The following is a 14,421-nucleotide window of genomic DNA, read 5'->3' on the forward strand; positions in this document are numbered from 1 at the left end:
GGTGCTCTTAGTCTTTTAGTCGCTGATGCCGGGAATGCCTTTGCGGATCAGGTTGGAAAAATCGCTGACGTTTCCGGCCTGTTGGCCCCGCAGGCTGATTGCGCCGCGGCGCCTCAGCTCTTCGAGCGAAACGCCCGGCGTGAAGCCTCCGACCTCGGCGATGTATTCCGGCAGATAGCCGGAGAACAGCAGGCGATAATCGAGCGGCAGGCCGGAAACGATACGGTTCATCATCTTGTAGACGATCGTCGTGCAGTTGCCGGTGACGGTGTTATAGAAGCGCGGCTCACGCGCCAGGCCGTTCGCCTCCTCGACATAGGCGAGAAACAGCGATCGCATCGCCGCGGGCGGCATGCGGATGCGATAGAGATAGACGTCTTCCTTACGGATGTTGGTGCGCAGGAGAACGATGTCGCGCTCGTCGGCGGCAACGACGCTGGTTTCGAAGTCCCTGAAGAATCCGCCGATCTCCGAGAAGGCTTCCGTCCGTTCCTTGCGGATTTCGACCGAGAAGGTGACGAATTGCCCGTCGGCAAAGCCGAAGGAGACGAGCGTGTGGGCGATGGCCGGACCCGACCAGTAGGAAAGAATGAGATCGACGGAGGTCAGTTGGCCGAGTGCATAGCTGCGTGTTTCCCAGGCCGCCGTATAGTCCGTGAGGCTCCGCCATTGAAAGTTCCGGACATTCGAAAGCTCGACGCGGTCACCATCGATCAGGCCGGTCGTCATTTCAGCGACATCGTCGGCCCAGTCGCGGTCGTTCGACGGCAGAACCGTCTGCCACCAGAACAGCAGGATGGCGAAGAAAACGGCATAGATGCAGGCCGTGTGAAGCGGCCGGCGGCGCAAGACGATGAGCGCGAAGGCAACCAGCGACAGCAACGCCCAGAGGGTGGCAATCACCGGCCCGCCGGGCGCCTGATACAAGAGCGCGAGGCTGCCCCAGAGCCCCGCAACGGCGACAAGCACCGCTGCCAGGATGAGAGCGACGACCCGAAGCGGTCCCCGCAGCATCAGCAGCCGCGGCGCCGCCATCTCATTGTCCCACTGCTGTCGTCACGGTGTTGCCGACCGAGGTGTTCAGGCGGTCGATCTGGCCCTTGTAGTTCTGCCGGGTGTTGGGATCGAAGATCAGGATCGGCGTGGCGACGGCGATGCTCGCGGCGCTGCCGACGGTCTGGGCCGTTCCGAGTGCCACCGCGCCCAGCCGGTCGCCGAGGCCGATATTGCTGTCGGTCACCGTCTGGCCGTCGATCAGCCGATCGCCGAGCAGGCGCACGACTTCGGGGCTTGAGGCGAACTTGCCGTGTCTCAGCTTGTCGTCGGTCTTGACCGCCGTCAGATCGATGACGGTGATGCCGGCGCGTTCCAGCGCGCTGCGATAGGGCTCCTTCGACGGGTCGATCTGCCCGACGCGGTCGACATTGCCGGAAATGCGGCGCGACAGCGCCAGTGCCCGGTCGTCCTGCGAGACGAAAATGGTGAAGTGTGGCTTGTTCGGCCCCATGGCGCGGAACTGCGTCTTGAAAACGTCGACATCGAGATCCGGCGAGGCGAGGATGACGTCCTTGATCTTCGCCTTCACGCGGCCGTCGCGGATCGCCATCTGGCGCAGCGCCTCGACCGTCAGCCATGAGCCCATGGAATGAGCCATGACGGTAATTTCACCGACGGACGGATCGTCTGCGGCGCGGCGCAGCAACTCTTCCAGCGCATCACGGGAATAATTGGTGCTTTCCTTGTCGTAATTGTAATCGAAGACGCTGGCGCGCGACGGCCAGGTGAAGATCACCGGTGCGACGTCGGTCTTCGAATCATGCACGATCTGGGCGTAGCGATAGACGGCGTCTTCGTAGCGATTGTTGAAACCGTGGACGAAGAGCAGGACGCGGCGGCTCTTCGGCATGGCCCGTTTCAGCCAGGATCGCGCATCCGAAAGTTGCGCCAAGGGCTTGATGCTGACGGTGGAAAAATCCTTTTCCGGGTCGGCCGGCAGTTTTTTCGGCCACTGTACGTCGCCGGCCTTGCGGTTCTTGTCCGGGGGAATGGAAACGACGATTTCGGCGGCCGAAACCTGTTCGGCCCGTTCGCCGCCATAGAGCACGCCGGGCTCGGTGGAGGGGGCACGGGTGGTGGCGACGAGAAGATCGACCTTCGTCGTATCACTGGCGGTCGGGGTGGGCACCAGCACGCCGACAGGCCGGCTGGCGCAGGCGGCGAGAGTCATGCTCATGAACAGGCAAACCATGAGCCGTGCGACCGGCCGCATCGTGTGCCCCTTGAACTCCACCAACGCGCCAGCCATCATGGCCCCCCACTCAAACACCGTCGCAGCATTGCTAAAATGAGCCCAGATGCAACTGGTTCTCTATTTTTCCCAGCGGCGTTCCCTCGCAATTTTCGATTGCGTTGCCATCCGGCAACCTTTGTGACGGGGGCGTGACAGTGGTGAGGGACGTGCAGCAAGCAGGCTGTCGAAAACATCGGGAGCGCGATTGTCTTCACCCTCGGGATTGTCTAGCATCCCTGCTTTCGCGGTTGCGAAGCGGTCGGGCTTTCCAATTTAAGCTTATGTTAATACAGGATTTATTTCCGATGCAGGCGGTTTTTGACGGTCACAACGATGTGCTGCTGCGGCTCTGGGCCAATGCCGCCAAGGGGACTGATCCGGTCGCGGAATTTGCAGATGGTATCGACAGTGGCCATATCGATGGCCCGCGCGCCAAAAAGGGCGGCCTCGCGGGCGGGCTCTGCGCCATCTATATTCCCTCCGACGGGCTCGTCCTGAAGACGCCGGATGAAAACGGCCACTACACGACGCCGCTGTCCGAGTCGCTGGAGCGCCAGCCGTCGCTCGATATCGCGATGGAATTCGCGGCCATCGCGCTCAAGCTCGACCGGGCAGGGGCCTGGCGCCTCTGCCGCTCGACATCCGATATCCGCACGGCGATGGAAGACGGCATCTTCGCCGCCGTGCTGCATATGGAAGGCTGCGAGGCGATCGGGCCGGATCTGGCCGCGCTCGACGTCTTCTACGCCGCCGGCCTGCGCTCGCTCGGTCCCGTCTGGAGCCGGCACAATATCTTCGGTCACGGCGTGCCGTTCGCCTATCCGATGAGCCCGGATACCGGCCCCGGCCTCACCGATGCCGGCTTTGCGCTCGTGAAGGAGTGCAATCGTCTCGGCATCCTCATCGATCTCGCCCATATCACCGAACAGGGCTTCTGGGATGTCGCCAAGACGACCGACCAGCCGCTGATCGCCAGCCATTCCAACGCCCACGCCCTGACGCCGGTTGCCCGCAACCTGACGGACAAGCAGCTCGACGCGATCAGCGAAACGCGCGGCCTCGTCGGGCTGAACTATGCCACGACCATGCTGCGCCCGGATGGCCAGGAAAATGCGGCGACGCCGCTCTCCGACATGGTGCGCCATGTCGACTATCTCGTCGAGCGTATGGGCATCGATTGCGTCGCGCTCGGATCGGACTTCGACGGCGCCACCATTCCGCAGGAAATCGGTGACGCGGCCGGAAACCAGAGCCTGATTGCCGCCCTTTCCGCCGCCGGATATGGTGAAGGCGAGCTTGCAAAAATTTGCCGGGAAAACTGGCTGCGTGTTTTGGGTCAGGCCTGGCACGAAGCTGCCTGATCCGGAAGACTTAAAGCAAAGCCCAAAGAGGCTAAAACAAGAGGGAACGACTATGAAAATGCAGAGTTTCGGCCGTCACATGCGCCTGCTGACCACCACCGCCGCCATGTCGCTTGCGATCTTCGCCAGCGCCCCGGCCTTCGCCGTCACCCCGGCCGATACGCTGGTCGAGGGCTTTGCCATGGACGACATCATCAGCATGGACCCGGGTGAAGCCTTCGAGCTTTCCACCGCGGAAATGACCAGCAACACCTATAACCTGCTGGTGCGCCTCGACCTCAACGACACCTCCAAGGTGGTTGGCGATCTCGCCGACAGCTGGACGGTTTCCGATGACGGTCTGACCTATACGTTCAAGCTGAAGCAGGGCCTGAAGTTCGCCTCCGGCAACCCGATCACCGCCGAAGACGTGGCCTTCTCGTTCGAGCGCGCCGTCAAGCTCGACAAGAGCCCGGCCTTCATCCTCACCCAGTTCGGCCTCTCCGGCGACAACGTGACCGAAAAGGCCAAGGCTGCCGACGAAAACACCTTCGTCTTCACCGTCGACAAGCCCTATGCGCCGAGCTTCGTGCTGAACTGTCTGACGGCAACCGTCGCCTCCGTCGTCGACAAGAAGCTCGTTCTCGAGCACGTCGCCGCAGTCACCCCGTCCGACGAATACAAGTACGACAACGACTTCGGCAATGGCTGGCTGAAGACCGGCTATGCCGGCGGCGGCGTCTTCAAGATGCGCGAATGGCGTGCCAACGAAGTCGTCGTGCTGGAACGTAACGACAACTATCACGGCGACAAGGCACCGCTCGCCCGTGTCATCTATCGCCATATGAAGGAAAGCTCCGGTCAGCGCCTTGCGCTTGAAGCCGGTGACATCGATGTCGCCCGCAATCTGGAACCGGGTGATCTCGACGCCGTTTCCAAAAATGCCGATCTCGCCATCACGGCAGCGCCGAAGGGCACCGTCTATTACATCAGCCTCAACCAGAAGAACCCGAACCTGGCGAAGCCGGAAGTCGTGGAAGCCTTCAAGTATCTGGTCGATTACGATGCGATCGGCTCGACCCTGATCAAGGGTATCGGCGATATCCACCAGACCTTCCTGCCGAAGGGCGTTCTGGGCGAACTCGACGAGAACCCCTACAAGTTCGACGTCGCCAAGGCCAAGGAACTGCTGGCCAAGGCCGGTCTTGCCGATGGCTTCACCGTCACCATGGATACCCGCAACACCCAGCCGGTGACGGGCATTGCCGAATCCTTCCAGCAGACGCTCGGACAGGCCGGCGTGAAGCTCGAAATCATCCCCGGCGACGGCAAGCAGACCCTGACCAAGTACCGCGCTCGCACCCACGATATGTATATCGGCCAGTGGGGCCAGGATTATTTCGATCCGAATTCGAATTCCGAAACCTTCACGATCAACCCGGACAATGCCGACGAGGGCAAGAACAAGACGCTCGCCTGGCGCAATGCCTGGGATGTTCCGAAGGAACTTTCGGATACCTCGAAGGCGGCTTTGCTCGAAAAGGACAACGCCAAGCGCGCCGACATGTACAAGTCGCTGCAGAAGGCCGTTCTGGAAAAGGGTCCGTTCGTGATCATCTTCCAGCAGACGGAAGTGGCCGGCTACAGCGCCAAGCTCAAGGGCTTCAAGCTGGGTCCGAGCTTCGACACCAACTATGTCGGTCCGGTCAGCAAATAACCGGCGTTCAAGGGTAATCCGTTGAGTATTCCCGAAACATCGCAACTGGTGGCCGGGCGCAAAGGCGCCCGCGCCAAAGGCTGGGCCGCGACCATCGCACGCTTTCTCGTCGTGATGGTCACGACCTATCTCGGCCTTCTGGCCGTCACCTTCTTCATCGGCCGCGTCGTCCCCATCGATCCCGTGCTCGCCGTGCTCGGCGACCGCGCCCCCGCCCATGTAGTGGAGCGCGTGCGCGAGGAAATGGGGCTGAACCGGCCGCTCTATATCCAGTTCTATTACTATCTGCGCGATGCGCTGACCGGTAACTTCGGGACGTCCGTTCTGACGACCAATCCCGTCATGGCCGATATCCGCCGTGTGTTTCCGGCCACCATGGAGCTTGCCACCGTCGGCACGCTGATCGGCAGTCTTGCCGGCATTCCGCTCGGCGTCCTCGCCGCCGTCAAGCGCGGCAGCATCGCCGACCAGATCGTCCGCGTCGTCGGCCTCGTCGGCTATTCCGTGCCGATCTTCTGGCTGGCACTGCTCTCGCTGCTGCTGTTCTATGCCAAGCTGCAATGGGTGGCGTTTCCGGGCCGCATCGATATCGTCTACGAATACAGTTTCACGCCGGTCACCGGCTTCTATCTGCTCGATTCCGCCTGGCAGGGGCAGTGGGATGTTTTCATCGACGTCTTCCGCCACATCATCCTGCCGGCAAGCCTGCTCGGCTATTTCTCGCTCGCTTATATCAGCCGCATGACCCGCAGCTTCATGCTTAATGAGCTGTCGCAGGAATATATCGTTGCAGCCCGCGCCAAGGGGCTTTCCGAAACCCGAATCATCTGGGGCCATGCGTTGCGCAACGCGGCGGTGCCGCTGGTGACGGTGATCGCGCTGTCCTATGCCGGTCTGCTCGAAGGCTCGGTGTTGACGGAAACCGTGTTCTCCTGGCCGGGGCTCGGTCTCTACATCACCAATTCGCTGCAGAACGCCGATATGAACGCCGTGCTCGGCGGCACGATCGTCATCGGTTCAGTCTTCATCGCCATCAACATCCTGTCCGATCTTCTCTACCGGACGCTTGATCCAAGGACGCGCGCCCGATGAGTACCGCCCCGTCCCAACCACAGTCCCGCCGTGATTGGCTGCTGTCCGACCGGCCGCAATCGCGCATGCAAGCGCGGCTCGGCCGGGCCTATATGACCTGGCTGCGGTTTTCATCCAATCGCCTCGCCGTGCTCGGTCTGTTGATCATCCTCGCCTTGATACTGGTCGCGATCTTCGCCGATGTGCTGGCGCCGCATGATCCGGTCGTCGGCAATCTCGCCGGCGCCCGCCTTCTGCCGCCGGGCACGGAGGGGTATCTTCTCGGCACGGACGATCAGGGCCGCGATATCCTTTCGCGCCTGCTGCACGGTTCGCGGCTGACGCTGCTGGTCATCGTGCTGGTCGCGATCATCGCAGCCCCCGTCGGCCTGTTGGTCGGCGCCGTCTCCGGTTATGTCGGCGGCTGGGTCGATGCCGTGCTGATGCGCATCACCGATATCTTCCTCGCCTTTCCGAAGCTGGTTTTGGCGCTCGCCTTCGTCGCGGCACTCGGTCCCGGCATCGAAAACGCCATCCTCGCCATCGCCATCACCTCGTGGCCGCCTTACGCCCGCATCGCCCGCGCCGAAACGCTGACGGTGCGCAATTCCGACTATATCGCCGCCGTCCAGCTGATGGGCGCATCGCCCTTCCGCATCGTGTTGCGCCATGTCATGCCCATGTGCATGTCGTCGCTGATCGTGCGTGTGACGCTCGATATGGCCGGCATCATCCTGACGGCCGCCGGCCTCGGCTTTCTCGGCCTCGGCGCGCAGCCGCCGTTGCCAGAGTGGGGCGCAATGATCGCGTCGGGCCGCCGCTTCATCCTCGACCAATGGTGGGTCGCGACCATGCCGGGTATCGCCATCCTCGTCGTCAGCCTCGGCTTCAATCTTCTCGGGGACGGCCTGCGCGATGCGCTCGACCCGCGGGAGGCGAGCCAATGAGCCCGCTTCTGACGGTAGACGATCTGCGTGTCTCCTTCCCGACGCGCACCGGCACGGTGCAAGCCGTGCGTGGCGTATCCTTCACCCTCGGCCGCGAACGCCTCGGCATCGTCGGCGAGAGCGGTTCGGGCAAATCACAGACGGGCAGGGCGATCATGGGGCTGACACCGCCCCAGGCGGAGATTTCGGCAAAGACGTTGAATTTCGACGGCATCGACCTTCTGTCGGCAACGCGGAAGCAAAAGCGGAGCTTGCGCGGCAATCGCATCGCCATGATCCTGCAGGACCCGAAATATTCGCTGAACCCGGTGATGAGCATCGGCCGGCAGATCGTCGAGACGCTGCGCACCCACGAAAATGTCTCGAAGAGCGAAGCCCGCGACCGGGCGATCGCCATGCTGGAGGCGGTGCAGATCCGCGATGCCGCCCGCGTCTTCGATCTGCATCCGCACGAGGTTTCCGGCGGCATGGGCCAGCGCGCGATGATCGCAATGATGCTGGTCGCCGGCCCCGAACTCCTGATCGCCGACGAGCCGACCTCGGCGCTGGACGTGACCGTGCAGCTCGAAGTGCTGTCGGTTCTCGACCGGCTGGTGGCCGACCGCGGCATGGGCCTGATCTTCATCTCTCATGACCTCAGGCTCGTCTCGTCCTTCTGCGATCGGGTCATCGTCATGTATGCCGGCCATGTCGTCGAGGAGCTGGCAGCCGCCGATCTCGCCAACGCCAGGCATCCCTATACGCAAGGCCTGCTCAGCTGCATGCCGACCATCGGCTCCGACCGGCATCCGCTGCCGGTGCTCGACCGCAAACCGGAGTGGGCGCTATGACCGCGGCGATCTCAGTCGAAAACCTTGTCGTCACCTATGACGATTTCCTGGCGTTGAACGATGTTTCGATCGGCGTCGAGCCGGGCGAATCCTACGGCCTCGTCGGCGAATCCGGCTCGGGCAAATCGACCCTGTTGCGCGCCATCGCCGGCCTCGCGCCGGTGACCGACGGCCAGATCGTCATCGACGGAAAGGCCCTGCCGCGCGGCAAGCGCAACAAGGCATTCTACCGTCAGGTCCAGATGGTCTTTCAGGACCCCTACGGCTCGCTGCACCCCCGCCAGACGATCGACCGTCTGCTGCAGGAACCGCTCGCCATCCACGGCATTGCGGATGCCGAAAAGCGCATCCTCAGGGCACTCGACGAAGTCGGCCTCGGCCCGAGCTTCCGCTTTCGCTACGCCCACCAGCTTTCCGGGGGCCAGCGCCAGCGCATCGCGATCGCCCGCGCGCTGATCATCGAGCCTTCGGTGCTGCTGCTCGACGAGCCGACCTCGGCGCTCGATGCCTCGGTGCAGGCGGAGGTGTTGAACCTGCTCGAACAGATCCGCCGTGACCGCAAGCTGACCTTCATCATGGTCAGCCACGACCTCGGCGTCGTCACCCATATGTGCGAGCGTCTGGCCGTGATGAAAAACGGCCGCGTCGTCGAACGCCTGACGGCTCCCGACCTCGTGGCCGGCCGGATCACCGAGGCCTATACGCAAAACCTGATGGTCGCGAGCAAGGGCTTCGTGCGCAAGACGGCGATGCCGGCCTGAGATTTCCCCCGAGGGCTCGCCTTACTGCGAGCCCTTCTTGAATTTCCTTGTTAACCCGCGCATTGACCATTGAAGCGGCGATCAACCTGGGCTATGAACCGGGCACAGCCTGCTTCGGCGGAAACGCCGCGGATGCACCCGTAGCTCAGCTGGATAGAGTGTTGGATTCCGATTCCAAAGGTCACAGGTTCGAATCCTGTCGGGTGCGCCACAAATTTGCGTCGCATATATGCGTGGACTGGATACCTCTGTAGGCGCGGTTGGAATTTGTCGCCCGCATCCCAAGTGAACGTTTTCTACACGGCATTTTTTTTGGCTATCAGGTGATCCCGCTTTTCGCCAACACGGCACGGGCGGATCAGCCCTGCACATCAAAGGGGATATCAATGAAAAAGTTCCTGAACTTCGCTGCCGCGACCTCTTTTGCGCTTTCGTCAGCGATAGCCGCCTACGCCCAAACGCCCGTTCCAACGGCAAGCGACGTTCTTGTCAAATATGGCGAGGTTGAAGGATGGACCGTCTATGCAAACCAGACCCGCGGCGATTGCTTGATCGTGCGCGATTTTGGCCTTGGCTCCGTGCAGATGGGCGTGACCGCGAATAAGGAAGTGGGATACCTTGGCGTGTTCACCAAGGCGGACCTCGGCCTTCAGAACGCGGCCAAGTCGGAGGTCTTCGTCTCGATCGACGGCCATCTATACGCTGGCGTCGCCACCGCCACACACGGCGAACTCAAAGGTGGCTACTCCGGCGGCTACATCCTTTCAGACGACCCCAATTTCAAACGCGATTTGGCCAAGAAGTACGAGATGGCCGTTTTTCCTGAAACCAAGGGTGCCTTTGTCGTCGACCTGAAGGGGACATACAAGGCAATGGCGCTGGGCGCGAAGTGCCTCAAGCACTAACGGGATTGCCAAGCCATTGCTGTCGGTGCCGGGCTCGCGGCCTGCCTCGGCCGGCATAATAGTCCTTCGCTCAGAATCCGGCTTATGGGTCTTGGAACTGAGCGAATCCGCCTTATCGTGGCGACGCAGATTGCAAGCTTCCCTACGGTTTTGAGACCTTCAGGTTGTTGCCGGGGTCTTCGGAATTTGTGCTATTGTCTCATCGAGTTCAACACCGGTCGACATTGCGATGTTCCAAGTCAGACGTGCGATGTATGGAGACCTTAGCGAAGCAGTCGCCTCCCTGGGCGAAGCCTTCGCCGACGACCCCTTGATGTTGTATCTCTTTTGCGAAAACCCCAATGGCATCCGGGCTGGCGCGATGGAGTTTTTCTCTATTCTGCTCCGGGTCAGGATCGCGCTCGGAATGCCTGCCTATGTGCTGCAGCAAGCCGATCGCGTGGCCGGCGTTGTGATGGGATACGATACGTCCCGCCCGGTCTGGCCTGCTGCGCTAGCCAGCGAATGGCGTAAGCTCGAAGTCGATGTGCCCGGCTTTGCCGCGCGTCTTGCGGCCTACGAGCGAATTTGTGATGCCTATCAACCGGGCGAAGATCACTATTATCTTGGCGTAATCGGGGTCCATCCGTCAATTCAGGGCAAGGGCGCCGGGAAAGCTATGCTCGACATCTTTTCCGCGCGCTCTCAGGCGGATTCGAAATCACACGGTGTCTATCTGGAGACTTCCAATCCGAGCAGCCTCCAATTCTACTACAGGAACGGGTTCGAACTCCGGGGTGAAGGCAGCCTCGATGCAACGCCCTTATGGTGCGTCTACAAACGAGCATAACGGCTTAGAGGGACATCGCTTCGAAAAACGCCCGGCCGCGGGCTTCGAAAGCCGGCCCTGCGTTTCATCATGTCCTGAAAGTCAATATTGATCTCGCCCGTCACCCGACCGGTGACCGCGGCTTTGCCGTCCCAATTCGGCAAGCAAAAACCGCCGCATTCTTCCGGATGCGGCGGCTTCTTTTTTTACGGTTGGGTTCGTGTCAGGCCGTCTGCATCGCCCCCGGTCCCGGAATGGCCTTCTCCGGCACCTTGCCGAGGATGATCATGCCGAGCACTTCGTCCTTGGTCACGTCCTCGGTGCGGGCGTGGCCCACCACCTGGCCGTTCTTCATAACGGAAACACGGTCCGCGAGGTCGAAGACGTCGTGGATGTCGTGGCTGATCAGGAAGATGCCGATGCCTTCGCGCTTCAGTTGCTTGATCAGTTCGCCCACTTGCGCCGTTTCCTGCGGGCCGAGGGCTGCCGTCGGCTCGTCCATGATCAGGATGCGGGCGTCGAACAGGATGGCGCGGGCGATCGCCACCGATTGCCGCTGGCCGCCGGACAGTGCCTTCACCGGCTCCTTGAAGCGCTGGAAGTTCGGGTTGAGGCGGCCCATGACTTCGCGGGCCTTGGCTTCCATCGCGACGTCGTCGAGCGTGCCCCAGGCGGTGCGCAGCTCGCGACCGAGATAGAGATTGGCGGCGGCATCGACGTTGTCGGCGACGGCGAGCGTCTGGTAGATCGTCTCGATGCCGTATTTCTTGGCGTCGCGCGGATTGTTGATGTCGGCTGCTTCGCCATTGATCAGGATTTCGCCGGCATCGCGTTTGTAGGCGCCCGAGAGGATCTTGATCAGCGTCGACTTGCCGGCGCCGTTGTGGCCGAGAAGGGCGACGACTTCGCCGGGGTAGAGATCGACGGAGGCGTTATCCACGGCGTGGATGCCGCCGAAGGAAATGGAGATGTTCTTCAGTTCCACGAGGGGAGTGCGTTGTTCAGACATGGTCGTACTCCTTACTTGGCGCGGGCGCGGTAGACGGTGTCGGCCCAGACGGCCAGCACCAGCACGACACCGACGACGATGCGCTGCAGCGGGCTGTCGATGCCGAGCAGCACCATGCCCGATTGCAGCGACTGCATGACGAGTGCGCCGATCATTGCGCCTGCAATCGTGCCGACGCCGCCGGCAAGCGACGTGCCGCCGATGACGGCTGCGGCGATGGTGTAAAGCTCGTCAAGCTCGCCCTGGGCATTGGTGGCGGCGTTGAGGCGGGCGGTGGATATGGCAGCCGCGATGGCGCAGAGAATGCCCATCAGCATGAAGATGCGGATCGTCACCCAGCGGGTCTTGATGCCGGCAAGCTCTGCCGCCTCCGGGTTTCCGCCGAGCGCGAAGACGTAGCGACCGAAGCGCAGGCGAGTCGAGATGAAGGTCATGACGATGCCGACGGCAATGGCCATCAGAACCGGAATGGCGATGCCGTGCGGGATTTGCAGCCCGCCTTCCGGCCAGGCGATACCGTTGGCATCGGCAAATTTGCGGGCGATGTTGGTCGGCCAGTAATAGATGTTGGCGACCCAGACGGCTGTCAGCACCAGCGCGCAGCTGAGGATGGCGAGGAAATATTCGGCCCAGATCGGGCGGCGCGGAAAACCGAAGCGCTTGCGCTGCTTGCGGGAATTGATGATGGCGCCGACGATGGCGACACAGGCGATGATGCCGACGATCCAGCTGGCGGTGGCGCCGATCGAGCCTTCGGTGCCGCCGCCCATCAGGCGGAAGGTCGGGTTCATCGGGGCGACCGTCTGGCCGGACGTAACGAACCAGGTCGCGCCGCGCCAGACGAGCAGGCCGCCGAGCGTGACGATGAAGGAGGGCACGTTGAGGAAGGCGATGATCGAGCCGTGAAGGGCGCCGATGGCCGCCCCGATCAGGATGCCGCAGGCGAGCGTGACGATCCAGGTCAGACCCGAGTCCATGCCGAGATATTGCGGCAGGATCTGCGCCTGCAGGACGCCCATGATCATGCCGCAGAAGCCGAGCACGGAGCCGACCGACAGATCGATGTTGCGGGTGACGATGACGAGCACCATGCCGGTCGCCATGATGGCGACGGACGAGGTCTGGACCGTGAGGTTCCAGAGGTTGCGGGGCGTCAGGAACAGGCCGCCGGTCAGGACCTGGAAGCCGATCCAGATGATCAGCAGCGCACCGACCATGCCCAGCAGGCGGGTGTCGATCTCGGTGGCGCGGAAGAAGCGCCTTACCGGATTTTCCGTCGCGTTGCGGGCGCGATTGAGTTGTGTGGTTTGTATCGTGTCGGCCATGGCCCTGCCATTCCCCCCACTTGTTCTTGTTTTTGCACCGCAGGTGCAGTCGTCGATAATATCACTGTCCACTGTTGCGGCCTAACCTCGGCAAGAACGCCGCAGCGACGACCGCTGCGGCGTTCTTTTGAGGTCGGACCGTCAGTGGCGGACGGCCATGTTTACTTGCAGGCTGCGACGTCGCCCTTGACGCCGGCGCATGCTTCTTCCTTGGAGATCCAGCCCGCGTCGATGACGACGTTCAGGTTGTCCTTGGTAATCGGCAGCGGAGCGAGGAACACCGACTTCATTTCGACGCCCTTCGGGCCGCCGTTGAAGGTGGTGACGCCTTCGATTTCGTCCATGGTCTTGCCGCCGGCGAGCGTGGCTGCGATTTCAGCAGCGCGCTTGCCGAGTTCACGGCTATCCTTCCAGACGGAAACCGTCTGCGTGCCGAGAGCGACGCGGTTCAGGGCTGCCTTGTCGGCGTCCTGGCCCGAGACCGGAACGGAGCCTGCAAGACCCTGGGCGTCCAGAGCTGCGATTGCGCCGCCGGCGGTGCCGTCGTTCGAGGCAACGACGGCATCGACCTTGTTGTCGTTGGCCGTCAGGAACTGTTCCATGTTCTTCTGGGCGTTTTCCGGCTTCCAGCCGTCGGTGTAGGCTTCGCCGACATTCTTGATCTTGCCGGCGTCGATGGCTTCCTTCAGCACTTCCTGCTGACCTGCGAAGAGGAAGTCGGCGTTCGGATCGGACGACGAGCCCTTGATGAAGACATAGTTGCCTTCCGGCTTCACCTTGAACACTTCGCGGGCCTGCATGCGGCCGACTTCCTTGTTGTCGAAGGTGATGTAGAAGGCCGCCGGGTTTTCGATCAGGCGGTCGTAGCCGACGACCGGAATGCCTTCGGCGGCAGCCTTTTCGATGGCCGGGCCGATGGCGTCCGAATCCTGGGCGAGAACGATGAGGGCGTTCGCACCCTGCGAGATCAGCGATTCAACGTCCGTCAGCTGCTTTGCGGCAGACGACTGGGCGTCAGCGGAAATGTACTTGTCGCCGGAGGCTTCCAGCGCTGCCTTGATGGCGGCTTCGTCGGTTTTCCAGCGCTCTTCCTGGAAGTTCGACCAGGATACGCCGACGACGAGGTCCTTCGCCATGACAGCAGTGTGCATGGACGTGATGATGGCAACGCCGGCCATCAGTTTCAGAACTGATTTCATAAAGTCCTCCCAAGTGACTTGCCGACCGCCCGAGCGAACCTCCCGCCCGGCCCCCGGTCAGCACAACATGCTGTCGCAAACCGCAAAAGGTTTTTTCTCGACAGTCGAGAAAATAAATGTCAGAGTTTTCATAAGCTGTCAACACGGCATTCCCGGTGCTCCGGCAGGCTTGCAAACAGATGCTTGGGAGGGCATGTGTTTCTTCGATTAGAATTGAAT

General features: G+C 61.9%; 13 protein-coding genes and 1 tRNA gene. 9 read left to right on the forward strand and 5 right to left on the reverse strand.

The window, feature by feature from the left end:
• Positions 1 to 15: 15 nt before the first annotated feature.
• A complete protein-coding gene (locus ASC86_RS13170; RefSeq protein ID WP_200943812.1) occupies positions 16 to 1,035 on the reverse strand; it encodes a DUF4105 domain-containing protein in 1,020 nt (339 codons plus the stop codon).
• Position 1,036: 1 nt separating this feature from the next.
• Positions 1,037 to 2,269, reverse strand: coding sequence for an alpha/beta hydrolase (locus ASC86_RS13175; protein WP_056322582.1), 1,233 nt, complete (start codon positions 2,267 to 2,269; stop codon positions 1,037 to 1,039).
• Positions 2,270 to 2,595: 326 nt separating this feature from the next.
• On the opposite strand from ASC86_RS13175, the gene ASC86_RS13180 reads away from it, so the two are divergent.
• From ASC86_RS13180 to ASC86_RS13220, 9 genes are all read left to right on the forward strand, one after another.
• Positions 2,596 to 3,651, forward strand: a complete 1,056-nt coding sequence (locus ASC86_RS13180) for a dipeptidase (protein WP_056321609.1) — start codon at positions 2,596 to 2,598, stop codon at positions 3,649 to 3,651.
• Positions 3,652 to 3,709: 58 nt separating this feature from the next.
• Entirely contained in the window at positions 3,710 to 5,347 is a 1,638-nt protein-coding gene (locus tag ASC86_RS13185; protein ID WP_156387067.1) for an ABC transporter substrate-binding protein, read from the forward strand.
• A 48-nt stretch (positions 5,348 to 5,395) separates the two neighbouring features.
• On the forward strand, positions 5,396 to 6,439 hold the full coding sequence (locus ASC86_RS13190; protein ID WP_056321615.1) for an ABC transporter permease: 1,044 nt from the start codon (positions 5,396 to 5,398) through the stop codon (positions 6,437 to 6,439).
• Complete coding sequence (locus tag ASC86_RS13195; protein WP_056321618.1) at positions 6,436 to 7,365, forward strand: ABC transporter permease; 930 nt, start codon at positions 6,436 to 6,438, stop codon at positions 7,363 to 7,365. The genes ASC86_RS13190 and ASC86_RS13195 overlap by 4 nt, the downstream gene beginning before the upstream one ends.
• On the forward strand, positions 7,362 to 8,195 hold the full coding sequence (locus ASC86_RS13200) for an ABC transporter ATP-binding protein (protein ID WP_056321620.1): 834 nt from the start codon (positions 7,362 to 7,364) through the stop codon (positions 8,193 to 8,195). The genes ASC86_RS13195 and ASC86_RS13200 overlap by 4 nt, the downstream gene beginning before the upstream one ends.
• Positions 8,192 to 8,956 (forward strand): ABC transporter ATP-binding protein, encoded by a 765-nt coding sequence (locus ASC86_RS13205; protein ID WP_056321623.1) that lies wholly within the window; start codon positions 8,192 to 8,194, stop codon positions 8,954 to 8,956. Before ASC86_RS13200 ends, ASC86_RS13205 begins: the two co-directional genes overlap by 4 nt.
• 134 nt (positions 8,957 to 9,090) lie before the next feature.
• Positions 9,091 to 9,167, forward strand: a tRNA-Arg gene (locus ASC86_RS13210).
• Between the two features lie 175 nt (positions 9,168 to 9,342).
• A complete protein-coding gene (locus ASC86_RS13215; protein ID WP_056321626.1) occupies positions 9,343 to 9,861 on the forward strand; it encodes a hypothetical protein in 519 nt (172 codons plus the stop codon).
• 229 nt (positions 9,862 to 10,090) lie between these two features.
• The gene (locus tag ASC86_RS13220; RefSeq protein ID WP_056321628.1) at positions 10,091 to 10,690 is read left to right on the forward strand and encodes a GNAT family N-acetyltransferase; all 600 of its coding nucleotides are present in this window, start codon (positions 10,091 to 10,093) and stop codon (positions 10,688 to 10,690) included.
• A 202-nt stretch (positions 10,691 to 10,892) separates the two neighbouring features.
• Here the strand turns inward: ASC86_RS13220 and ASC86_RS13225 are convergent, their stop codons facing one another.
• The 3 genes from ASC86_RS13225 to xylF form a co-directional block, all read right to left on the reverse strand.
• Positions 10,893 to 11,678: an ATP-binding cassette domain-containing protein gene (locus ASC86_RS13225; RefSeq protein ID WP_056321631.1), complete on the reverse strand. Its 786-nt coding sequence runs from the start codon at positions 11,676 to 11,678 to the stop codon at positions 10,893 to 10,895.
• An 11-nt stretch (positions 11,679 to 11,689) separates the two neighbouring features.
• Positions 11,690 to 13,003 (reverse strand): sugar ABC transporter permease, encoded by a 1,314-nt coding sequence (locus ASC86_RS13230; RefSeq protein WP_056321633.1) that lies wholly within the window; start codon positions 13,001 to 13,003, stop codon positions 11,690 to 11,692.
• Positions 13,004 to 13,164: 161 nt separating this feature from the next.
• Positions 13,165 to 14,202 carry a D-xylose ABC transporter substrate-binding protein gene (xylF, locus tag ASC86_RS13235; protein ID WP_056321635.1) on the reverse strand — a complete coding sequence of 346 codons (1,038 nt, stop codon included), beginning with the start codon at positions 14,200 to 14,202 and terminating at the stop codon, positions 13,165 to 13,167.
• Positions 14,203 to 14,421 lie beyond the last annotated feature (219 nt).

Source organism: Rhizobium sp. Root1212 (assembly GCF_001424985.1).
GTDB lineage: Bacteria > Pseudomonadota > Alphaproteobacteria > Rhizobiales > Rhizobiaceae > Pararhizobium.

Coding starts and splice junctions, on each gene's coding strand:
- ASC86_RS13205 (WP_056321623.1), top strand. CDS start 8,192: ATGACCGCGGCGATCTCAGTCGAAAACCTTGTCGTCACCTATGACGAT.
- ASC86_RS13230 (WP_056321633.1), bottom strand. CDS start 13,003: ATGGCCGACACGATACAAACCACACAACTCAATCGCGCCCGCAACGCG.
- ASC86_RS13195 (WP_056321618.1), top strand. CDS start 6,436: ATGAGTACCGCCCCGTCCCAACCACAGTCCCGCCGTGATTGGCTGCTG.
- ASC86_RS13225 (WP_056321631.1), bottom strand. CDS start 11,678: ATGTCTGAACAACGCACTCCCCTCGTGGAACTGAAGAACATCTCCATT.
- ASC86_RS13180 (WP_056321609.1), top strand. CDS start 2,596: ATGCAGGCGGTTTTTGACGGTCACAACGATGTGCTGCTGCGGCTCTGG.
- ASC86_RS13175 (WP_056322582.1), bottom strand. CDS start 2,269: ATGCGGCCGGTCGCACGGCTCATGGTTTGCCTGTTCATGAGCATGACT.
- ASC86_RS13185 (WP_156387067.1), top strand. CDS start 3,710: ATGCAGAGTTTCGGCCGTCACATGCGCCTGCTGACCACCACCGCCGCC.
- xylF (WP_056321635.1), bottom strand. CDS start 14,202: ATGAAATCAGTTCTGAAACTGATGGCCGGCGTTGCCATCATCACGTCC.
- ASC86_RS13200 (WP_056321620.1), top strand. CDS start 7,362: ATGAGCCCGCTTCTGACGGTAGACGATCTGCGTGTCTCCTTCCCGACG.
- ASC86_RS13220 (WP_056321628.1), top strand. CDS start 10,091: ATGTTCCAAGTCAGACGTGCGATGTATGGAGACCTTAGCGAAGCAGTC.
- ASC86_RS13170 (WP_200943812.1), bottom strand. CDS start 1,035: ATGGCGGCGCCGCGGCTGCTGATGCTGCGGGGACCGCTTCGGGTCGTC.
- ASC86_RS13215 (WP_056321626.1), top strand. CDS start 9,343: ATGAAAAAGTTCCTGAACTTCGCTGCCGCGACCTCTTTTGCGCTTTCG.